The 20,565-nt window shown below is 63.6% G+C and carries 18 protein-coding genes; 6 read left to right on the plus strand and 12 right to left on the minus strand.

The annotated features are described in order from the left end of the window. Positions 1-67: 67 nt before the first annotated feature. The 4 genes from VWY34_RS17245 to VWY34_RS17260 all read right to left on the minus strand — a co-directional run bounded on the left by VWY34_RS17245 (position 68) and on the right by VWY34_RS17260 (position 3,769). A complete protein-coding gene (locus VWY34_RS17245) occupies positions 68-682 on the minus strand; it encodes an inner membrane-spanning protein YciB (RefSeq protein ID WP_416535063.1) in 615 nt (204 codons plus the stop codon). Positions 683-751: 69 nt separating this feature from the next. Next, a complete protein-coding gene (locus tag VWY34_RS17250) occupies positions 752-1,654 on the minus strand; it encodes an EamA family transporter (protein ID WP_340546116.1) in 903 nt (300 codons plus the stop codon). A gap of 97 nt (positions 1,655-1,751) precedes the next feature. Continuing rightward, positions 1,752-2,966, minus strand: a complete 1,215-nt coding sequence (ftsY, locus tag VWY34_RS17255; protein ID WP_416546430.1) for a signal recognition particle-docking protein FtsY — start codon at positions 2,964-2,966, stop codon at positions 1,752-1,754. A 125-nt stretch (positions 2,967-3,091) separates the two neighbouring features. Beyond that, positions 3,092-3,769, minus strand: coding sequence for a lysoplasmalogenase (locus VWY34_RS17260; RefSeq protein WP_416546432.1), 678 nt, complete (start codon positions 3,767-3,769; stop codon positions 3,092-3,094). A 251-nt stretch (positions 3,770-4,020) separates the two neighbouring features. Here VWY34_RS17260 and VWY34_RS17265 point away from each other — a divergent pair, with 251 nt between their 5' ends. Then, positions 4,021-4,434, plus strand: coding sequence for a hypothetical protein (locus tag VWY34_RS17265; RefSeq protein WP_340546119.1), 414 nt, complete (start codon positions 4,021-4,023; stop codon positions 4,432-4,434). A gap of 19 nt (positions 4,435-4,453) precedes the next feature. Here the strand turns inward: VWY34_RS17265 and xseA are convergent, their stop codons facing one another. After that, a complete protein-coding gene (xseA, locus tag VWY34_RS17270; RefSeq protein ID WP_416546434.1) occupies positions 4,454-6,046 on the minus strand; it encodes an exodeoxyribonuclease VII large subunit in 1,593 nt (530 codons plus the stop codon). 134 nt (positions 6,047-6,180) lie between these two features. Here xseA and purD point away from each other — a divergent pair, with 134 nt between their 5' ends. From purD to VWY34_RS17285, 3 genes are all read left to right on the plus strand, one after another. Then, on the plus strand, positions 6,181-7,446 hold the full coding sequence (gene purD / locus VWY34_RS17275) for a phosphoribosylamine--glycine ligase (RefSeq protein WP_416546436.1): 1,266 nt from the start codon (positions 6,181-6,183) through the stop codon (positions 7,444-7,446). A 362-nt stretch (positions 7,447-7,808) separates the two neighbouring features. After that, complete coding sequence (locus tag VWY34_RS17280; protein ID WP_416546438.1) at positions 7,809-8,690, plus strand: bestrophin family protein; 882 nt, start codon at positions 7,809-7,811, stop codon at positions 8,688-8,690. Positions 8,691-8,911: 221 nt separating this feature from the next. Further along, positions 8,912-9,526, plus strand: a complete 615-nt coding sequence (locus tag VWY34_RS17285; RefSeq protein WP_416539173.1) for a LuxR C-terminal-related transcriptional regulator — start codon at positions 8,912-8,914, stop codon at positions 9,524-9,526. A gap of 316 nt (positions 9,527-9,842) precedes the next feature. Here VWY34_RS17285 and VWY34_RS17290 read toward each other — a convergent pair whose 3' ends face one another. From VWY34_RS17290 to VWY34_RS17300, 3 genes are all read right to left on the minus strand, one after another. Further along, positions 9,843-11,618: a DUF1217 domain-containing protein gene (locus VWY34_RS17290; RefSeq protein WP_340546123.1), complete on the minus strand. Its 1,776-nt coding sequence runs from the start codon at positions 11,616-11,618 to the stop codon at positions 9,843-9,845. Positions 11,619-11,807: 189 nt separating this feature from the next. Beyond that, the gene (locus VWY34_RS17295; protein ID WP_416546440.1) at positions 11,808-12,677 is read right to left on the minus strand and encodes an FG-GAP repeat domain-containing protein; all 870 of its coding nucleotides are present in this window, start codon (positions 12,675-12,677) and stop codon (positions 11,808-11,810) included. Then, positions 12,677-13,000 carry a 2Fe-2S iron-sulfur cluster-binding protein gene (locus VWY34_RS17300; RefSeq protein ID WP_340546125.1) on the minus strand — a complete coding sequence of 108 codons (324 nt, stop codon included), beginning with the start codon at positions 12,998-13,000 and terminating at the stop codon, positions 12,677-12,679. The genes VWY34_RS17295 and VWY34_RS17300 overlap by 1 nt, the downstream gene beginning before the upstream one ends. 333 nt (positions 13,001-13,333) lie before the next feature. Here VWY34_RS17300 and VWY34_RS17305 point away from each other — a divergent pair, with 333 nt between their 5' ends. Continuing rightward, positions 13,334-13,909: a peptidoglycan-binding domain-containing protein gene (locus VWY34_RS17305; RefSeq protein WP_416546442.1), complete on the plus strand. Its 576-nt coding sequence runs from the start codon at positions 13,334-13,336 to the stop codon at positions 13,907-13,909. 39 nt (positions 13,910-13,948) lie between these two features. Next, positions 13,949-14,701, plus strand: coding sequence for a Crp/Fnr family transcriptional regulator (locus tag VWY34_RS17310; protein WP_340546127.1), 753 nt, complete (start codon positions 13,949-13,951; stop codon positions 14,699-14,701). A 617-nt stretch (positions 14,702-15,318) separates the two neighbouring features. Here VWY34_RS17310 and VWY34_RS17315 read toward each other — a convergent pair. The 4 genes from VWY34_RS17315 to gor form a co-directional block, all read right to left on the minus strand. Further along, entirely contained in the window at positions 15,319-16,833 is a 1,515-nt protein-coding gene (locus VWY34_RS17315; RefSeq protein WP_416546444.1) for a Do family serine endopeptidase, read from the minus strand. Between the two features lie 255 nt (positions 16,834-17,088). Beyond that, complete coding sequence (gene hflC, locus VWY34_RS17320) at positions 17,089-17,979, minus strand: protease modulator HflC (RefSeq protein ID WP_416546445.1); 891 nt, start codon at positions 17,977-17,979, stop codon at positions 17,089-17,091. Continuing rightward, positions 17,979-19,133 (minus strand): FtsH protease activity modulator HflK, encoded by a 1,155-nt coding sequence (gene hflK / locus VWY34_RS17325; protein WP_061049028.1) that lies wholly within the window; start codon positions 19,131-19,133, stop codon positions 17,979-17,981. Before hflK ends, hflC begins: the two co-directional genes overlap by 1 nt. A gap of 68 nt (positions 19,134-19,201) precedes the next feature. After that, the gene (gor, locus tag VWY34_RS17330; RefSeq protein ID WP_340546130.1) at positions 19,202-20,557 is read right to left on the minus strand and encodes a glutathione-disulfide reductase; all 1,356 of its coding nucleotides are present in this window, start codon (positions 20,555-20,557) and stop codon (positions 19,202-19,204) included. Positions 20,558-20,565: the final 8 nt, after the last annotated feature.

Here is a 20,565-nt window from a genome sequence, read left to right on the forward strand (position 1 = left end):
GTCCGCAGCGCGCAGATCGCGACACCCAGCGACACCACCGGGACGGGTCGCTGCGGCCCTGCCCGCGTCACTCGCTCTCGTCCACCTCGGCGTCCGGCATCGCATAGGCCTGAAAGACCCGCGCCTGTGTCATGAAAAAGGCAAACATCGCCAGCGACAGGCCAAAGGTCTTGAAATAAACCCAGGTGTCGGTGCTCTGCGTGCGCCAGATCAGCTCATTCAGGAGTGCCAGCGCGAAGAAGAAGTAACACAGCCGCCGCGTCAGGATCATCCAGCCTGCGTCCTGCAGCGGCATCAGCTCATCCATCGCCACCTTCAGATAGCTTTCCCCCCGGATCAGACCAATCGCCAGCGCACCGCCCAGCAGCACATAAAGGATCGTCGGCTTCATCTTGAAGAACCGCTCATCATTGAACCAGACCGACAGCCCGCCAAACAGGATCACAATCACCAGCGTCCCGACCTGAAGTCTGGAAATATGACCGGTCAGCCGCCACAGTGCCAGGCTCGACAGCACCATCAGCGGAATGAAGGCCGCCGTCACCACGATAAAGCCCTTGTACTCCTGCCCGCCGATCATCAGCAGCTCATCGCGCAGGCGCAGGTAGCCGACAAAGAACAGCACCAGCGGGCCGTATTCCAGCACCAGTTTAAGGGTTCGGTTGATCGGTTTTCCCGCCATTTCTATTCCTGTTCCTAACCTGAATTCACCGGCGGTGATCGCCGAGGCCTGGCCGCTGTGCCAGCCGGATCAGCCGCCCATCTCCACTATCACGGCCCCCAGCGCGATCAAAGCCATCAGGGCAATCCGTCGCGGCCCCACGGTTTCCTTCAACACCAGCCAGCCGATAAGCGCGGCAAAGACCGTGGAGGTTTCGCGCAGCACCGCCGCCTCTCCCACCTTGTCCAGCCGCGTGGCCAGCATGACCGCCCCAAAGGAGCCAAAGGCGATAAGCCCGCCCAGCAGCCCCTTGGCCATCAAAGGGCCGGGGTCCGGGCGCGGCACCATCGCCCGCCAGCGCAGATAGGCATAGGGCGGCATCGCCAGCCCGTCGATGAAGAAGAACCACGCAAGAAAGGTGAACGGATCCGCCGTCGCGCGAATGCCATAGGCGTCATAGGTGGTATAGAGCGCCACAAAGACGCCGGTCGCCACCGCCAGCGCCAGGGCGCTGCCCAGGGTTTCGCGATTGTCGGTCAGATTGCGGTAATTGTAGAGCGCCAGTCCGAAAATCCCCGCCAGCAGCACCAGAACCCCCAGCCACTGCACCGCTGTAAAGCCTTCGTCAAACAGCATCGACGCGCCCAGCACGGTGAACAGCGGCCCGGTGCCGCGCACCACCGGATAGACCACCGTGTAGCTGCCCTTGCTATAGGCCAGCCCCTGCAGGATCTTGTAGAGCACATGGATCAGCCAGACGCCCGCAAAGATCGGCCACATATGCGGCTCGGGCCAGGGCACCACGAACAGCGCCAGCGGCAGGGCCATCAACCCATAGGAGAAATCAATTGCACCGCGCGACAGCCAGGGGTCATATCGCCCCTTTTGCAGCGCTCCGAACACCGCGTGCAGGATCGCCGCCATCAGCGCCAGCGCAAGCGCCGCATGATGCCCCGCCTCGGTCCCCTCCAGAGAGATCAGCCAGTCGCTCAACCGCAGTACCTTTGCTCCAGAACAGATCGCCGGGGGTTTTCCACCCCCGGACCCCCGAGGATATTTTCAGCCAGAAGATGCGGCTGGCGCGCGCGGCTCAGGAGGTTTCCAGCCCGGTCAGGGCGGCCGCAAATTCTTCGGGATCAAACGGGGCAAGGTCGTCGATCTGCTCGCCCACACCGATGGCATGGATCGGCAGGCCGAATTTATCCGCCAGCGCCACCAGCACACCCCCCTTGGCGGTGCCGTCCAGCTTGGTCATCACCAGCCCCGACACATCGGCCAGTTTCTGGAAGGTTTCCACCTGATTGAGCGCATTCTGCCCGGTGGTGGCATCCAGAACCAGCAGGGTGTTATGCGGCGCGGTCTCGTCCTTCTTGCGGATCACCCGGACAATCTTTGCCAGTTCTTCCATCAGATCGGCGCGGTTCTGCAGGCGGCCGGCTGTGTCGATCATCAACAGATCCGCCCCCTCTTCCTGCGCCCGTGTCATCGCATCAAAGGCAAGGCTGGCAGGATCCGATCCCTCGGGCGCGGTCAGGACCGGCACACCTGCACGGTCGCCCCAGACCTGCAACTGCTCCACTGCCGCAGCGCGGAAAGTGTCGCCTGCGGCGATCACCACTTTCTTGCCCGCGGCCTTGAACTGGCTGGCCAGCTTGCCGATTGTGGTGGTCTTGCCGGAGCCATTGACACCCACCACCAGCACCACCTGCGGGCGTTTCTGGTAGATTGGCATCGGGCGGGCGACCGGTTCCATGATGCGGGCCACCTCTGCGGCCAGCAGCTCCTTGATCTCACGCGTCGAAAGCCGCTTGCCAAACCGGCCCTCGGCCATATTGGCAGTGACACGCAGCGCGGTATCGACCCCCATGTCGGCGGCAACCAGAAGATCCTCCAGCTGCTCCAGCATGTCGTCATCCAGCGCGCGGCGCGGCTCATCCGCCTTACCGCGCCCTATCAGACGCCCCAAAAGCCCAGGCGTTGCCGAAACCGGGTCCGGGGTCGGCGCGGGCATCGGCTTCATCGCCGGTTTCGCCATCGGCTCTGCTGTGCGGGCGGGCTGTTCGGGTGTCTCTGCGGGGATCTCGGACGGCGCTTCAGACGGCACCTCCACTGGCGGCGCCTCTGGTGCCTCAACAGGCTGTTCAGACGGCACCTCGACAGGCGGTGCGGATGGCGGCACCTCGGGCGTCTTCTCCGGTGTGGGCTGTTGTGCGGCCGCGCCCTCTTCGACGATGGCATCAAGCCCTTCCTCAAGCTTGTTCGACGACTTGAACAGCCGGTCCTTCAGTTTTGAGAAAAACGCCATGTCGGTCTCCGCATATTGGGTCTGTGCGAGTTGTCACGCGGACACCTAATGCGGTTTTGCGGCAAGTGCAAAGCACCTCGGTGCACCAGCTGCCACAAAACCGATGCAGGAGCCGGCCTAAGCCGCTACAGAAACGCCAGCAGAAACCCCGCCTGCGCCCCCCAGTAGAGCGGCCAGACCGCATAGGGCGTGAACCGCCGCGCCGGGTGATCCTCGGCCAGCACAAAGGTTTCAAAGGCCAGAACGATATCGGACGCCATGAAGGCGAGCGCCGCAGGCAGTACCAGCGCCAGCCCTTGCAGACTGCCCCCCAGCGGCAGGGTCAGGGCTGCCAGCCCCATACTGATGATGATCGGCACATAGGCCAGCACCGGAGCTTTCAAGGCACCGGCACGCGGCGCCAGCAATCGCGCCATGGCAATGCCCGCCAGCGCCAGCACCACAACGCCGATCAACTGCGGCATCTGCAATAGCCGCGCGGCCTCGCTGCTGTCCTGACCGAGGAACAGAAACACATAGACCAGATGCCCCGCTGCAAAGGCCCCGACCCCGGCCATGAAAGCGCCTTCGCCATCCCGCGACAGGCAGAAATCGCCAATGGCACAAAGCCCAAGCGCGAGGGTCAGCAGCACTGGCCCACCGCCAAGCCAGGCGGCAATCGCCAGCAGCAGCACCGCCAGGGTCTTGGTCGCGCTGCGCAACACGCTGGTCGGCCGCGCCGTGAGCCCCAGATACAAAAGCGCAAATAGCGCCGCCGCGCCGATCAACGCATCCCCCATAGGACTGTTTCCCAATTCCGGCATCCCACTCTCTCCCCTCGCTCTGACCAATGACCTCAGCCGCACCGATCTGCACCGATCTGCACCGGGCAACCACCTGAGGCTGCGGCTTTTTTCCGCACCGATGTTGCCCAGCACACCGGCCCCGGTCAAAGGTGACGCCGCGCAACCCTGCGCCCGCGCCGCCGTGCCCGAGGCATCGCGCGATTCTGCCTGTCATCGCCCCCGCTGCGGAAACCATGGTCAGGGCGATACGGCTCTGGCACAGTCGATCCATGCGAATGCTCTGTCTGATTCTCTCGGCGATCCTGTTGAGCAGCGCCCTGCAGGGCCGTCCGGCCGCCGCCGGTGCGCCTCTGACAGCGGATCAGTTCGACCGCTACACCCAGGGCCGCACCCTGTTCTATGGTTTTGATGGCGTGCCCTATGGGGTTGAGCGCTATCTGCCCAACCGCCGGGTGATATGGTCGTTTCTGGATGGCCGCTGCCAGAACGGCGAATGGTATCCGCAGGCCGATCAGATCTGTTTTGTCTATGACGAGATCGGCACGCCGCAATGCTGGCAGTTTTCATTTGGCGACAACGGGTTAATTGCCCAGTTCGAAGGCGACCCGGAGGCAACCGAGCTTTACGAGGCGGAGGAGCTGGGCCAGGAGATGCTCTGCCTCGGCCCGGACGTCGGCGTCTGAGCGCGCGCCAGAGGCCGGCTCAGAACAGGGAGCCTTGATCCCCCGGGTCTGATGTGTCGCTCTTCTGGCTGGTCGATTTGGACCGGTCGTCCGCCGATGGCGCAACGGAGACCGCATCGGATATGACGGCAGGGGCTGCTTCGCCGCCTGCGGTCGTTGTTGCGGTCGTTGTCACGGTTGGGGTCACCTCGATCTCGGCGTCGGCAAATTCGATATGAAGCCGCGCCTGCGATGCCGCCTCTGCGGCGCGGGTGATCACCGTCTCGCCGCTGCGCACCACCGCATAGCCGCGCCGCAGCGTGGCCTTGTAACTCAGAATATCCAGCTGACGCCCGGTTGCCTCCAGCCGTTGCCGCTGCCGGTCCAACCGCTGTGCCTGCACGGTATCGAGCCGCTGGACCAGCTGGCCGAGGCGGTCCTGCTGACGCGCAAGATCCTGCCGGATCGGGCGCAGGCTTAACCTTGAAGAGAGGTTGCGCAGCCGGTCGCCACGGGTGCTGACCAATTGGCGCAGGGTGCTGGGACGCAGCGCAGCTGCCGCCTCGCTCAGCCGCAGGCGGCGACGCTCAACCCCCCGGATCAGCGCATCGGGCAATTTGTCCCCCCACAGATCCAGCCGCTGACGCGGGGTTTCCAGCAATGTGTCGGGTTTGGGCAGCGCGCGGGCCAGATCATTGAGCCGCTGGCGCCGCTGCTGCACCGCCAGACCAGCAGACCGCACCAGCCGCGCGCCCTGATTTTCGGTCCAGCCCATCAGCTCCAGCCGCACCGGCACCGCCAGCTCTGCCGCCGCCGTCGGTGTCGGCGCCCGGCGGTCGGACACAAAATCAATCAGCGTGGTATCCGTCTCATGCCCCACGGCAGAGATCAGCGGAATCTGCGAGGCTGCGGCGGCGCGGGCGACGATTTCTTCGTTGAACCCCCAGAGATCCTCGATCGAGCCACCACCCCGGGCCACGATGATCAGATCGGGCCGCGGCAGCGCGCCCCCCGGTGTCAGCCGGTTGAAGCCGTCGATGGCGCGAGCCACCTCCGGCGCGCAGGCCTTGCCCTGCACGGCGACCGGCCAGACCAGCACCTTGCGCGGGAAGCGGTCGCGCAGCCGGTGCAGGATATCGCGGATCACCGCACCCGATGGCGACGTGACCACGCCGATGATCTGTGGCAGATAGGGCAGCGGCTTCTTGCGTTCCGGCGCAAACAGCCCCTCGGCCTCCAGCTGCATCTTGCGCTTTTCCAAGAGCGCCATTAGCGCTCCCTGCCCGGCAACCGCCACCTCGTCGACGTTCATGTTGTACTTGGACTGCCCGCCAAAGGCCGTCAGCCGACCGGTGACCACGACCTCCAGCCCCTCCTCCGGCACCACCGAAAGGCTGGAAATCTGCCCCTTCCAGGTGGTGCAGGCCAGCACCGAGCGGTCGTCCTTGATGTCATAGTAAAGATGCCCGGACCGCGCCTTGAATACCCGGCCCACCTCGCCGCGCACCCGGATCCGGCCGAAAGTGCCCTCCAGCGTGCGTTTCACCTCGCCGGAGATTTCCGAAACGGTGAATTCGGGGGCATTCTGCCCGGGCCGGTCAGCCGGGGTGGGATCGTCAAACAGGTCGGACATCGGCGGGCTGCTCTCCTGCGTCACAGGTGGTTCTTGTTTTGAAGTCGCGCGCAGCATAGAACCCGCCGCAAGCAAGGCAAGCCCCGGCAACCGCCGACGGCGCCATTGGTGCAGGCAGATCGGAGAACACGGACATGAACATCCTTATCCTCGGCAGTGGCGGGCGGGAACATGCGCTCGCCTGGGCGGTGATGCAGAACCCCAAATGTGACAAGCTGATCGTGGCACCGGGCAACGCGGGCATCGCCCAGATCGCCGATTGCGCCACCTTTGATATCGAGGACGGCGGCACCGTGGTGAGCTTTGCCGAGGAAAACGCCATCGACTTCGTCATCGTCGGGCCCGAGGCACCGCTGGCCGCAGGTGTTGCCGACCGGCTGCGCGAGGCGGGCCTTCTGGTGTTCGGCCCCTCCGAGGCCGCCGCAAAACTGGAAGCCTCCAAAAGCTTCACCAAGGAAATCTGCGACGCGGCAAACGCTCCCACTGCAGGCTACGGCCATTTCACCGACGCGGACGCCGCCAAGGCGCATGTGCGCGAGCACGGCGTGCCGACAGTGGTCAAGGCCGACGGTCTGGCGGCCGGCAAAGGCGTCATCATCGCGATGACCGAGGAGGAGGCCATGGCCGCCATCGACGACATGTTCGGCGGCGTCTTCGGCGGTGCCGGCGCCGAGGTGGTGATCGAGGAATTCATGGAAGGCGAAGAGGCCTCCCTCTTTGTGCTGGTGGATGGCGAGGACGTGCTGGCAATCGGCTCCGCGCAGGACCACAAGCGCGTCGGCGAAGGCGACACCGGCCTCAATACCGGCGGCATGGGCGCCTATTCTCCCGCGCCGGTGCTGTCGGCTGAGGTCGAGGCAAAGGCGATGGAAGAGATCGTGAAGCCCACCATGCGGGTGATGGCGGAACGCGGGATGCCCTATCAGGGCGTGCTCTATGCGGGTCTGATGATCAAGGACGGACAGCCGCGGCTGGTGGAATACAACGTCCGCTTTGGTGACCCGGAATGCCAGGTGCTGATGATGCGCCTCGGCGCCCAGGCGCTGGACCTGATGCAGGCCGCCGCCGAGGGCCGCCTGGGTGACGCGCAGGTGAACTGGGCAGATGACCATGCGATCACCGTGGTGATGGCGGCAGAGGGCTATCCCGGGTCTTACGAAAAATTCACCGAGATCAAGGGCCTGGACGCGCTGCCCGAAGACAGCAGCAATATGGTGTTCCATGCGGGCACCAAGGAACAGGACGGCAAGGTGCTCGCCGTTGGCGGCCGGGTGCTGAACGTGACCGCCCGTGGCGCTTCACTGCAAGAAGCCCGCGACCGCGCCTATGCGATGGTTGAGGGTGTCAGCTGGCCGCAGGGCTTCTTCCGCCGCGACATCGGCTGGCGCGCGCTGAAGTAAGACCGGCCGAGCAGGCACTCCCGTCTGTTTCAGAACCATCACAGATGGCTCGACACAGTTGGGCATGGCCGGGCGCTGCTGCGCCCGGCGGCGCAAGCGGCAAGCCCCGACGCCCAGTGAGGATACCGCACGCCGGGCTGTCCAGACCCGCCCGGTCGAATCCGACAGGACACCGCGCAAACTCCCCCCAGTCTGACGTTTTCGGCCACGTGCAGCGGTGGGGCGGGCCCTAGGCTGCAGGCGCGCCACGGCGAGCCTCCCCTTTCGGGACCGGCACTCTCAGTTCCCGGTCTCGGATCCCCCGTCAGCCAGCTGCGCAATTGCCCTAGTCCCGCCTTTGAGCGAAGCGGAGTCCACTTTCGATGATCCTACGCGACAAACCCGGCCTGATGCAGCTGCTGTTTGCGCTGCGCGGCTCTGTCCTGCCCCGCATTCTGCCCCGTATCCTCGGCCTCTCCGCCCTGTCGGCGCTGGTGCTGTGGATTGACGCCGATATCACCCGCCTGCCCCATACCAATGCCGCGCCTTTTGCGGTCTTTGGCATCGCGCTCTCGCTGTTTCTTGGGTTTCGCAACAATGCCGCCTATGACCGCTGGTGGGAAGGTCGCAAGCTCTGGGGACAGCTGGTCGCGGACCTGCGCTGCCTCAGCCGTGAGGTGGACCTGTTTGTTGCCGACCCGCAGAACCGACGCCGGATCCTGCGGCTGGCCCTTGCGTTTTTGCATCTGCACCGCATCAACCTGCGCAAAGAACGCGACACCAGCGCCGCAACCCGCTGGGCAGGCGACGATTTCACCACCGCGCCACATCCGCCCTGCGCAGCGCTCGACGCCGTTGCCGCGACGCTCGCCACAGCCGCCGACGATGGGTTTGCCCGCAAGGCGCTGGCCGAACGCACCGCCAGCATGGCGCTGGCTCAGGCGGGCTGCGAACGCATTGCCACCACGCCGCTGCCCTATGTTTATTCGCTGCTGGTGTTTCGCACGACCTACCTCTATTGCCTGCTGCTGCCCTTTGCGCTGATCGACAGCGCGGGCTGGCTGACGCCGATTTTCGTCGGCATTGTCGCCTATGTCTTCTTCGGCCTTGCGGAGGTGACCGAGGAGCTGTCTCACCCCTTTGGCGAAACGGTGAACGGCCTGCCGCTGGATGCCATCTGCCGGACCGTTGAACGCAGCCTGGCCCCAAAGCTGGGCGAGGAGGTACCGCCACCGCTGCAACCGATCGACTATTACCTCTCCTGACACCCCGACAGGATCAGCATGCCGGCTGGCAAGCACCTGTTTTCACGCTGCCTTCACTCCGCTAAGATCCTTGTAACATCGACCGCCCCCGCTCCCGAAGGCTCAGCCCTGCCGCGCAGCTGCGGTCGCCGCGACAGGCAGGACATATGCAGGAACAGCAGGACCAGATGACGGCCAATAGCCAGCAGCCCCGCCCCGGCCTCGACGTCGGCACAGCGCCCATGGGCGATCCCGGCGCCGAGACGCTCGACCAGCTCTTTGCCACCCGTGACCTGATGCAGCTCGCCTATGATTTCCTGCCGGTGGGGATCGTTGTCACCGAAAACCGGGTCCTGCGCGACTGCAACCGGCGGTTCTGCGAGATGTTCGGCTACACCCGGCTGGACCTGCTCGATCAGCTCTTTGCCTTTCTCTACCCATCGCAGGAAGAATTTCTCAACCTGCGCAACCGGGGAAATGACACATTGGGAGCCGGCGCACCCTATTGGGACGAACGGGTGATGCGGCGCAAGGACGGCAGCCTGTTCTGGGTCCGGGTCCGTGGCCATAGCTTCACACCGCAAGAGCCGCTGGCACGCGCGGTCTGGAGCTTTGCCGATCTGTCCCGATCCCGACCCTATCAACCCCTGACCCGGCGCGAACGCGAGGTCTATTCGCTGCTGTGCGAAGGCAAGACCAGCAAGGAAATCGCCCGAAGTCTGGAGCTGAGCTACCGCACCGTCGAGGTTCATCGCGCCCGGCTGTTGAAGAAGGTCGGCGTCAGCAATACCGCCGCGCTTTTCTCCTCTCTGGGTGACATCGACGGCGCCCATGTGGTGGGCACGCCCAGCCCGTGACCGCGTGAAATGCGCTCGCAATCGCACCGGGGCCCGCAAGATCCAACCGCTGTCACGGGCTGGGCGCGGGTTGATCCGCCATAGCCCTCCCCGGTTCCGGTTCCGGTTCCGGTTCCGGTTCCGGTTCCGGTTCCGGCAAAGATCGCGCCTCATGCCGCCGAAGTCTATCACGGGGCCGAGCGTCGGCACAAATTCCGCAGGCGGGGCCGATCAGATCAGCCCGCGTCCCTGATCGTACCGGGTAAGGCGCCAATGTCACGAAGGGTGACCGCAGGGGCCGACGCTGGCCCGGCACCTTTGTCGCACTGCCCGCGCGCTATCGGAACAGCGTGAAGACGGGATCGCTGAAGCCGCTCGACGCCAGATCACTGTTCAGCCCGCTCAGCAGCAGGAAGCGGTTTCTGAACTCGTCCAGCTTGTCAGGCTTCAGAAGATCCGCCGGATGGCTGGTGCCAAAAGACGACTGCGCACGTTCTTTCATTTCATCAACCTGGCGATCCACGTTCAGCTGGCCAAAGCTGGATGGCAGGCCCAATGCCGTCTCAAACACCGCTTTCAGCGGCGGTGAGCCGATGATGCCGAACCAATGGGCATCTTCACTGCCACCGGCATCCGCGATCGCTTGCAGCTCGCGCTCCAAGGCAAGGGCAAGGCGCATGTTCGGGTCACTCTCCCCGATGGCGGCCTCAAAATTCCGATCATTGTATAGACCCGCGATCTCCTCAGCGAAACCAGCGGGATAGGTGCGGTCATTGGTACCGGGGTTAAAAGCAAAGGCATGCGCCATGGCCTTCAGATTCGGATCCCGGTGCAGGTTTGCATAAGAAATTTCGGAGGACAGATCCGATTCAAAAGCCCTGATCATCACGTCAAAATCAAGTTCCCGCTCACTGATGTTGAACACATCCAGCCCCGCCTCAAAAGCATCGAAATCAAATACGAACCGCCGTGGCAGCTCATAGTTCTCCAATTTACCGTCGACCTCATCGGCCAGCACCTTCATCCGGCTTGGCGCGGTGGGCCATTCGTTCTGAAACGCCTCGGCAAAATTATAGAACGCAAGATTTCCGGGCTGATTCACAAAAGAGCTTGGGTCCGAGAGATCGGACTCCAGCACATCACGCAGATAATCCTCGCCTGGGTTGCTCAGGTAGAACTGCTCCAGCGCATCCGCGAGCAGTTCAGGCTGAGACAGCAGCTCGTCGGGGCTGGTGAAACTGTTAATATCGGGGATCCCGAAACCAAAGGCGCGCGACATCGCCAGATAGCGCGGGTCCTCCTGCTGGTTGACGGGCGATTCCGGATCATAGGGGTTTGATTCCAGCATCCGCTTGAGGAAGATCGAGTTGGTATATTCCAGATCGAAACTGTCCACGACTGCCTTCAGCAGATCCTCATTGGCCAGCAGCTCATCCGCATTGGCCGGACCATTGCCATCGTTCACGGCGAGGAATTCGCCCACCAGCGCCTCCATGCTGGTGCTGTAATCCGGCGGCCGGTTGAATTCGAACGCCTTGGCAAAATCCGCCAGTTTCGTATCGCTCAGCCGGTTCACAAAAGAGTTCGGATCGGTGGTATCGGATTCCAGGACCCGCATCAGAAAGAACTCGTTACCGGCGTATTTCTTCAGGCCAAAGTCATCCAGAGCCTGATTGAGCAGGGTCTGGTTCGACAGTAGATCCTCCGGGCTGGCGACAGTCACATAGGGTTTTTCTATGCTTGTGCTCGGCAGCTGCGGGCCGCTCTCACTGCCAAAGCCAAAGGTCTGCGCAAGACCAAGATAGCGGCTGTCGTTCAGCCGGTTGGCAAAAGAGGTGGGCTCAGACAGATCTGATTCCAGCACCTTCTTGATGAAGGCGCGGTTGTTGATGTCCTCTTCCAGACCAAAGGCGCCCAGGGCAACCTTCAGCACATTATAGTCGCCGAGCAGCTGATCGGCGGTCTGGATATTGTCGATTTTCCGCGTGAAGTCCTGCACCGCGCGATCAATGATCGGCGATTTTTCAAAAATCTCCTGCTGCTGGGCGCGGGTTCGGTCCAGAAAATTCCATCCGGCGATACCGGTTCCCAGCACATAGGGTGAAAAGGTCACGCGCCTGTCTCCTGCTTGCAAACGGGTTCCGCCACCGGCTGCGACAGCGCAATCCGGGGGGTCTTGATCAAGAGAATACGCGCAAAGTGGTGAACAAATCTGCAACGCAGGGGCGCACTGCGGCAACAGCCGGCAAGAAAATAAACCCAACTTTACCGAAGCGGCGCCGAGCATCTGCCGCCTGCCCGCTCAGTCGGCCTGAACCGGCCCCTCGCACCGCAGCGCCGCCGTCAGACCCGTCGCAGGCGAATATGCACCAATTTCCCGGCTGATCACGCGACCAGCCACAAGGGTGCTGACCATGATCCGGCTCCACCCGGCGTCCACAGTCAGCAGCTGCGGGCCATCGCCGCAGTCCCGCAGCCCCGAGGTGATGAAACCCTCCCCGATGCGATGGTTCGTCAGCCCGGACCGCTGTGCGACCTGATGCAGCGCACCGTCGCGATAGCGCCAGATCCGTAGGGTTTTCGCCAGATGAGGACGGTCGATATAGGCGATCTCGATATGGCCGTCGCCATCCAGATCAGCCGCCGCGATCGGGGCCAGCCAGCGAAATCTCGTGCCGATATGCGGCGTCGCTGCCATCTTGCGCAGCGCCCCGTCATGCAGACCATAGATCGCCAGCTGCGCGCCCCTGCCCGGATCGCTTTCGACCACCACCACCTCGGGCAGCGCATCGCCCGTCACATCCCAGAGCCGTGGCGCCAGGTCCTCGAAGACCGCGCCAGCGACCGGCAGGGCCACACGATGGCGGGTGCCCCGGCTGTCCTGCACCACCAGGGCCGAATACTCGATGTGATCGCCCAGCACCCCATGCGGATAATGCGCGGTGGGTGCGGCGAATTCAGCACTCGTCAGCCGGAGCGGATCCTGCGCCGCCGCAGCCGAAACCATTGCGGACAGCAGCCCGCCTGCACAGATCGCCCGCGCCAATGCGCCAGGAATGGCAGGGCCCGCCCCGGATCCCGCCCGCCACGGGCGCAGCGCCTGACCTGCGCGGCGTCGAGACAGGGGCCAGACACGCCACAGATGACGCCGCGCCTGCGGCCCCAGCCGCATCAGATCTGTTTTTCGGGCATATGCACCACGAGACCGTTCAGATCATCCGTCACCTTGATCTGGCAGGTCAGACGCGAGCGCGCGGGATCCGGCTCATAGGCGAAATCCAGCATATCCTCTTCCATGTCGTCCTTGGCGGGGAGCTTCTCAACCCAGGCGGCATCGACGTAGACATGGCAGGTCGAACAGGCGCAGGCGCCGCCGCAATCCGCTTCGATCCCGGGAATATTGTTGTCGCGCGCCCCTTCCATCACGGTCAGGCCATTGGCCACATCCACAACATGTTCGGCACCATTGTGTTCGACATAAGTGATCTTTGCCATCGTCAGCTGCATCCTTTTTCGCGTTGCGTCCGAGGTTGTAGCCAACCGCTGGCCACCGCGCCAGTCAGAAACCACCCGCGGGGCAAAACTCCTGCGCCGCGTTGCACCAGGCCCCCGCCCTCCCTGCGTCCTCCCCCTTTGGGTTGGTGGCCGGTCACGCGCCTTAGCTGAGCCATCAGAGGATGGAACACCAACAGGCCCGGCGATAACGGGGCTTTGCGCTGGGGCGCGAACTGCGGTAGCCTAGCCCCGGATGCGCTCCGACGCGGGGCCATCCCGGCATCACGGCTGCCGGTATTTCGACACAGGTGTTTCGACACGGGGACTTTGTTCATGTCTGACCTCTTGCGCCCGCACGGGCCCTGGCTGGGGCAGGCCTTTTTGCGGCATATCTGCCGAGGCACAGTCCTGCCGGCCACGGCGGGGCTGGTGGTGCTGCTTGCGGCCTGTACCGCGCCACAGACCGGTGGCAGCAGCCTGCAGGTGTCGCGCAATGCTCCCGCCGCCCCGCCCGGCGCTGCCCCCGGCAGCTGCTGGGGCACCCATACCACACCCGCCGTGATCGAAACCGTCACCGTGCAGGTGATGACCCGACCGGCCAGAACCGCCGCCGACGGGCAGGTGCTGGAACCGGCGCGGTTTCGCCGCGAGACCCGACAGGACATCGTGCGCCCCCGCCGCGAAAGCTGGTTTGAAACCCCCTGCCCGGTGGATATGACACCGCAGTTCGTCGGCTCGGTCCAGCGCGCCCTGGCGGTGCGTGGCCTCTACCAAGGCCAGATCACCGGCATCCTGGATCGCGACACCCGGGCCGCCGTGCGCAAATTTCAGGAACGCGACGGGTTTGACAATGACCAGCTGTCACTGGTCAGCGCCCGCAGACTGGGGTTGGTAGCCGTTGAGAACTGATCCCCGCCCCGCCCCGTCCCCTAGCACCGAAGGTCTGATATGAGCCCATCGCCAGCCACCGGTGCCCTGCACAGTTCGGGCAGCTCCTCCGGCAACAGCACCGGTCGCGCGGCCTCCTCGGCCCGCCGCAAATGGCTGTTGCCCGACCGCGGGTTCCTCTCTGGTGCCTCCGACCGGTTGCTGGAAATGCTTGACAGCCAGGCCAGTGAAGTCCTCCTGCAGGCTGGCGAAGAACTGTTTGAACAGGGGGATGAGGGCGACGCGCTCTATGCCATCGTCAGTGGCGCGATTGAATTCTCCACCCTGTCCTCTGCCGGGCGCAAACTGTCGCTGGACATCATGCGCCCCGGTGCCGTCTTCGGCGAGATCGCCCTGTTTGACCCCGGCCCCCGCACCGCGACCGCAACCGCGCTGGAGCCCAGCCGCCTGCGCCGACTGCGCAGCGGCGACGTGCTCGCCAAGCTGCAACACCATCCCTCGCTCGCCGGAGATCTGCTGCGCCTCGCCGGTCAGCGGATGCGCTGGATGAACACGCAATACAGCGAACAGGTGTTTCTGCCGATGCCGGTGCGGCTGGCGCGCAAACTGCTGTATCTCACCACCGAAGGCGGCGACGGGCGGCTGTCGCTGTCACAGAGCGAGCTGGCTGAATTTGTCGGCGCCACCCGCGAGGCGGTGTCCAAAACCCTGTCGCAGTGGAAACGCAGCGATGTGATCGACATCAGCCGTGGCGGTCTTACCATCCGCGACCGGGCTGCGCTGCGGCTGCTGTCGGACCCCGACATCGGCTGACAAAGCCGCAGGCTCGGATCTCCGCAGGCCCCGGACCCTCCCGCCGCACCTTTTCCCAAAGACTGCCCTCGCCAGCCGGGGAGCCCGCCGCGCGCGGGACCGGCAATCGGACAAATCTTAATCCATTGTGAACTGGGTTACAGACCAGACCGCTCCGGGCAGGGCATGGTCATGACAGGATGCCGTTATCCGTTCCATCCCAACGGCATCCTGTCCCATCAAGAGCCATGTGTCACGGCACATGGCTCGACGGGACCCAGGGACATCCGCCGGGCGCAACCGGGGACCAATGCGCCATCTGGGGCGGCGGATATCTACGAACAGCTTGTTGGATCGAACAGAAGGTGCCTGGGGGGTGCCTGGGGTCATTGGACCCATGTGCAGACGCCTCCCGTCGGCGTGAGTCCGTGACACGCCGGACCTGTGGGCCGGGGGCAATTTCGCCACCCTGTGATGATCCACGCAAAAGGGCCGAGCATCCCTGCCCGGCCCTTTTGTTTTTGTATCTGCTTGTTATGGTATCTGCCTTACGCGCACGTCAGGCGCCTGTCTGCGGCCTGTCTGTGGCAGGTGACCGGACAGATCGGGCCGCCCACCGACGGGCGGCCCTTGACGGATCACTCCGACAGGTTCAGCGCCACGAACCGCGGCTCACCGGCACGGCGCACCAGCAAGAGCAGCGACTTGCGACCGGCTTCCTTGGCTTCGTCGATACGCGCTTCCAGCTCACTGATCGAGGTCAGTTTCTGCTGGCCCGCCTCGGTGATCAGATCGCCGGCACGCATGCCTTTTTCCCAGGCTTCTGAACTTTCATCCACCGAGGTGATCACCAGACCATCCATGCCATCGGGCACGTTCAGCTCGCTGCGCTGCTCATCGCTCAGACGGCTGACGGTCAGACCCAGCAGCTGTTTCTCCGCCGTATCCGGCGCGCTGTCATCACCAGCGGCAGGCGTGCTCTGGCGCTGCGCATCTTCGCGACGGCCAAGGGTCACCCGCAGGGTTTCGGTCTTGCCTTCGCGGAATACCCGCACCCGCACGGCTTTACCGACTTCGGTATTGCCGACCTGACGCACCAGACCGCGGGTGTCCTTCACATCGACCCCGTCAAAGGACAGGATGACATCACCCGCCAACAGGCCGGCCTCTTTCGCCGGGCCTTCAGGCACATCGGTCACCAGCGCGCCCTTGGCACTGTCCAGCCCCATTGCCTCGGCCACATCGGTGGTCACATCCTGAATGCGGACGCCCAGCCAGCCGCGGCGGGTTTCGCCGAACTCTTTCAGCTGGTTCACCACCTTGCTGACCACATTGGAAGCCATCGAGAATCCGATCCCGATCGAGCCGCCATTGGGCGACAGGATCGCCGTGTTCACACCGACGACCTGACCATCCATGTTGAACAGCGGTCCGCCGGAGTTGCCCCGGTTGATCGCCGCATCGGTCTGGATATAGTCGTCATAAGACCCCGACAGCTCGCGGTTGCGCGCCGACACGATCCCGGCAGACAGCGAGAAGCCCTGCCCCAGCGGGTTGCCCATCGCGACAACCCAGTCGCCAACGCGGGCCAGATCACTGTCGCCAAATTTGACAAAGGTCAGCGGCATCGGCGCATCGACCTTCAACAGCGCGATATCGGTGTTGGGATCAGTGCCGACCACCTTTGCGGGCAGCGGCTGCGACGGCTGGCCTTCACCGGGGAAGAATTCGATCTCGATCTCATCGGCTTCTTCGATCACGTGGTTGTTGGTGACGATATAGCCATCTTCAGAAATCACAAACCCCGATCCCAGCGCCGAAGAGCGGCGCGGACGGTCGCCCTGATCGCCGTTGCGGTCCTGAAACTCCCGGAAGAAATCCTCAAAAGGTGAGCCCTCGGGCACGATGCCCTGCGGACCGGTGCGTCCCTCAACAACAGTTGTCGTGGTGATATTCACCACCGCCCGGCTCACCTTGTCGGCCAGCGGGGCCAGGCTTTCAGGCCGGGCCTGGGCGATGGCCACCTGCGCCAGCACCATCAGGGTGCTGATCATGGCCAGCCAGAGCAGGCGCCACTGCGTCGCCTGCTGCGCGGGGGCGCGGGCAAGGGCGCGGGCGCCGCTGATTGTGTTGTTCTTTGCCTGTGGCTGCACGAAACTACTCCTTAGTTGTCGCCATATTCCATATCCTGCGGCGGGCCTGGGCGGGCGGGCGCCCCTGGATCCGCTGCGGGTCATGGGCGTTAATGTAGTCTTTCCAAGAACCGTCACAACGAATGTTGCACGTATTCAATTCGAAGTGAAACCCGGTGAGCTGCCGCCGGGGAAGCTTTTACAGAAAAGGGGCCAGCCTCACGGCCAGCCCCTGTCTGATGTCTCGTCAATCCACGCAAAGCTTCTGCGGGCCGATCATTGCTGCGCAGCCGCTGCCGGTTTGCCGCTTGAGGATTTCAGATAGTTGAAAAACTCATTGTTCGGCGACAGCACCATGGTGGAGTTCCCGGCCTGCAACGAGGTCGCATAGGCATTGAGCGAACGGTAGAATTCAAAGAACTCCGGGTCCGCGCCATAAGCCTGCGCAAAGATTGCGTTGCGTTCGGCGTCCGCTTCACCGCGGATGATCTCCGCTTCGCGCTGCGCATCTGAGACCAGCTCAACCACGGTCCGGTCAGCCTGCGCCCGGATCCGCTGGGCGGCCTCGTTACCACGGGCACGCTCATCGGTCGCTTCGCGCACACGCTCCGCCCGCATCCGCTCAAAGGTCGCGTCGAGGTTTTCGGTAGGCAGGTCGGTCCGCTTCAGCCGCACGTCGATGATGGTGATCCCCAATGAACGGGCATCGCTGATAGCCCCGTTGCGGATCCGCAGCATCAGCGCCGCCCGGTCCGAGGACAGGATATCGTTTGAGCTGACAGAGCCGAGAATCTCACGGGTTTGCGCCCGCAGGATCGAGTCCAGCCTGTTTTCAGCCGTTGCGATACCGCCGGCACCCACCGCCTGACGGAACCGGTTCACATCGGTGATCCGATAGCGGGCAAAGGCGTCAACCACCAGACGGCGGTCATCCGAGGGGGTGATTTCCAGCGGGTCGATATCCCGGCTCAGGATGCGGTCGTCATAACGCACCACTTCCTGGATCAGCGGGATCTTGAACGCCAGTCCCGGCTCTTCCTTGACCGAGACAACCCGGCCAAACTGCAGAACCAGCGCCTTTTCGCGCTCGTCCACGATAAACACCGACGACAGCACCGTGATCGCCACGATCACCAGCGCGGGCAGCAAGAGAGTTGATTTACGCATCAGTTGCTTCCTCCACGGCGCAGTTCATTGAGCGGCAGATATGGTACCACGCCCTGACCTTCGCCGGTTTGCTCATCCAGGATGATCTTGTCGACGCGGCTCAGCACCTTCTCCATGGTCTCGATATAGAGACGCTTGCGGGTCACATCCGGGGCCTTTTCATATTCGGTCAGAACCGCAGAGAAACGGCTGGCTTCACCTTGGGCTTCGTTCACGACACGTGCACGATACCCTTCGGCTTTTTCCAGCAGTTCCGCCGCCTGACCACGGGCCTCGGCCAGTGCGTTGTTGGCATAGGCATCCGCTTCGTTCTGGCGCCGGTCACGTTCCTGTTCAGCCGCCTGAACATCCCGGAACGCCGCGATCACCGATGCCGGCGGGTCCGCCTTGTCAAAGTTCACCCGGATGATGTTGATCCCACTGTCATAGTCATCCAGCGTGAACTGGATCAGATCCTGCAAGCGCGAGGCAATCGCGCCCCGGTCCCGGTTCAGGATCGGCGCCAGTTCGGACTGGGCAATAATCTCGCGCATTGCCGATTCCGACACCGCGCGGATCGTGGTACGGGCATCGCGCAGATTGAACAGGTATTTCGCCGGATCGTTGATGTTCCAGACCACCTGAAAGTCGATATCCACGATGTTCTCGTCGCCGGTCAGCATCAGCCCTGCATCGGAGCTGATACCGCCACCGACGCCGATGTCTTCGGTCTGTTCACGGGTCACCGGCAGGATTTCCTTGGTCACCAGCGGCCAGGGCGCGAAGTTCAGGCCCGGCTGCCCGGTTGCGGAATACTCCCCAAGGAACAGCTCAACCGACTGTTCTTCCGGCTTCACGGTGTAAAAGCTGGCAAAAGCCCAGAAGCCAACCGCAGCCAGCGCGCCCAGCGCAAGGGTGCCCTTGGTCAGCTGCGGGCCACCGCCGCCGCCGGCACCACCGCGACCGCCGCCGCCGGTGCCACCACCGCGACCGCCCATCAGAACGCGCAGCTGCTCCTGGCCTTTCTTGACCAGCTCGTCGATCTCGGGGATCTGACCTTCATCAGGACGACGTCCGCCGCCCCGGTTGTCGTCACCGCCCTGGTTGTTGCCTCTGTTGCCTGAGCCGCCAGAAGAGCCGCCGCCCCCCCAGGGGCCACCATTATTGCCCGCCATATGTGTCCAATCCCTATCTTGCCGCCCATCGCGGCTTGGTGTTCTACCTGTGTGTTCTGCCTGAAAAATCAAGCCGTCCGCACCGGTGTCTTCATCGTGACCAGCTCTTCCGACATCGTCGGATGCACCGCCACGGTGCGATCAAAGTCTTCTTTTGTTGCGCCCATTTTTACGGCGATGCCAGCCAGCTGGATCATTTCACCCGCGCCGGGGGCGACAATATGACATCCCAGCACCTTGCGCGTCGCCTTGGAGACGATCAGCTTCATCAGCACCCGCTGCGCCCGCCCGGCAAAGGCCTGCTGCATCGGCTTGAAGGAGGTTGCATAGACCTCGATCTCCTCCTGCTCTGCCGCCGCTTCCTCGCTCAGCCCCACGGTGCCCATTTCCGGCTGGGTGAAGATCGCCGTCGGAATAAGGTCATGGTCCGGGCTGGTCGGATTGCCGTTGAACACCGTCTCGACAAAGGCCATGCCCTCGCGGATGGCGACCGGTGTCAGGTTCACCCGGTTGGTCACATCCCCCACCGCATAGATCGAGGGCACGCCAGTCTGGCTGTACTGGTCAACCACGATGGCGCCCGCGCGATCACGGGCAACGCCCAGATCCTCCAGGCCGAGGTTGTCGGCATTGGGGCTGCGCCCGGTGGCGAACATCACCTGATCGAACAGGTTCTCATCGCCATTGGTCGCTTTCACCCAGATCTTGTCGCCCTCTTTGCGCATCTCCAGCACATTGGTGCCCAGATGCAGATCAATACCGGACTGGCACATCTCTTCGGAGATCAGCCCGCGTGCCTCATCATCAAAGCCGCGCAGGATCTGCGCACCGCGATAATACTGCGTGGTCTTGACCCCCAGCCCGTTCATGATGCCGGCGAATTCGCAGGCGATATAGCCACCGCCGACAATCAGCATGGTTTCGGGCAGTTTCTCCAGATGGAAGATCTCATTCGAGGTGATCGCCAGCTCCGAGCCGGGGAACTCCGGCGTGATCGGCCAGCCACCGGTGGCAATCAGGATGTGTTTTGCCGTCTTGCGGGTGCCATCGGCCAGTTCGACCGTATGGGCATCCGCCAGTTTGGCACGCTGATCAAAGGTCTCGACCTCGTTGTTCTTCAGGATGTTCCGATAGATCCCTTCCAGCCGGTCCAGTTCGGCGTGCAGTTTGGTCTTGAACCGATCCCAGTCAAAGCTGCCGGGCGACAGATCCCAGCCATAGGCCTGCGCGTCCTCGACCATCCCTGCGTATTCGCTGGCAAACACCATCAGCTTCTTCGGCACACAGCCCCGGATCACACAGGTGCCGCCGTAACGGTCTTCCTCGGCCAGCGCCACCTTCACGCCCTGCTGCGCAGCCACCCGCGCCGCACGCACCCCACCGGAGCCGCCGCCGATAACAAAGAGATCGTAATCAAAGCTCATATAAGTCG

It is taken from the genome of Phaeobacter sp. JH20_02, assembly GCF_048056915.1.
GTDB lineage: Bacteria > Pseudomonadota > Alphaproteobacteria > Rhodobacterales > Rhodobacteraceae > Phaeobacter > Phaeobacter bryozoorum.

Bases quoted from the DNA above. Each gene is read 5' to 3' on its own strand.
- VWY34_RS17245 (WP_416535063.1), bottom strand. From the start codon at position 682: ATGGCGGGAAAACCGATCAACCGAACCCTTAAACTGGTGCTGGAATAC.
- ftsY (WP_416546430.1), bottom strand. From the start codon at position 2,966: ATGGCGTTTTTCTCAAAACTGAAGGACCGGCTGTTCAAGTCGTCGAAC.
- VWY34_RS17260 (WP_416546432.1), bottom strand. From the start codon at position 3,769: ATGCCGGAATTGGGAAACAGTCCTATGGGGGATGCGTTGATCGGCGCG.
- VWY34_RS17265 (WP_340546119.1), top strand. From the start codon at position 4,021: ATGCGAATGCTCTGTCTGATTCTCTCGGCGATCCTGTTGAGCAGCGCC.
- xseA (WP_416546434.1), bottom strand. From the start codon at position 6,046: ATGTCCGACCTGTTTGACGATCCCACCCCGGCTGACCGGCCCGGGCAG.
- purD (WP_416546436.1), top strand. From the start codon at position 6,181: ATGAACATCCTTATCCTCGGCAGTGGCGGGCGGGAACATGCGCTCGCC.
- VWY34_RS17280 (WP_416546438.1), top strand. From the start codon at position 7,809: ATGATCCTACGCGACAAACCCGGCCTGATGCAGCTGCTGTTTGCGCTG.
- VWY34_RS17285 (WP_416539173.1), top strand. From the start codon at position 8,912: ATGGGCGATCCCGGCGCCGAGACGCTCGACCAGCTCTTTGCCACCCGT.
- VWY34_RS17295 (WP_416546440.1), bottom strand. From the start codon at position 12,677: ATGCGGCTGGGGCCGCAGGCGCGGCGTCATCTGTGGCGTGTCTGGCCC.
- VWY34_RS17300 (WP_340546125.1), bottom strand. From the start codon at position 13,000: ATGGCAAAGATCACTTATGTCGAACACAATGGTGCCGAACATGTTGTG.
- VWY34_RS17305 (WP_416546442.1), top strand. From the start codon at position 13,334: ATGTCTGACCTCTTGCGCCCGCACGGGCCCTGGCTGGGGCAGGCCTTT.
- VWY34_RS17310 (WP_340546127.1), top strand. From the start codon at position 13,949: ATGAGCCCATCGCCAGCCACCGGTGCCCTGCACAGTTCGGGCAGCTCC.
- hflC (WP_416546445.1), bottom strand. From the start codon at position 17,979: ATGCGTAAATCAACTCTCTTGCTGCCCGCGCTGGTGATCGTGGCGATC.
- hflK (WP_061049028.1), bottom strand. From the start codon at position 19,133: ATGGCGGGCAATAATGGTGGCCCCTGGGGGGGCGGCGGCTCTTCTGGC.
- gor (WP_340546130.1), bottom strand. From the start codon at position 20,557: ATGAGCTTTGATTACGATCTCTTTGTTATCGGCGGCGGCTCCGGTGGG.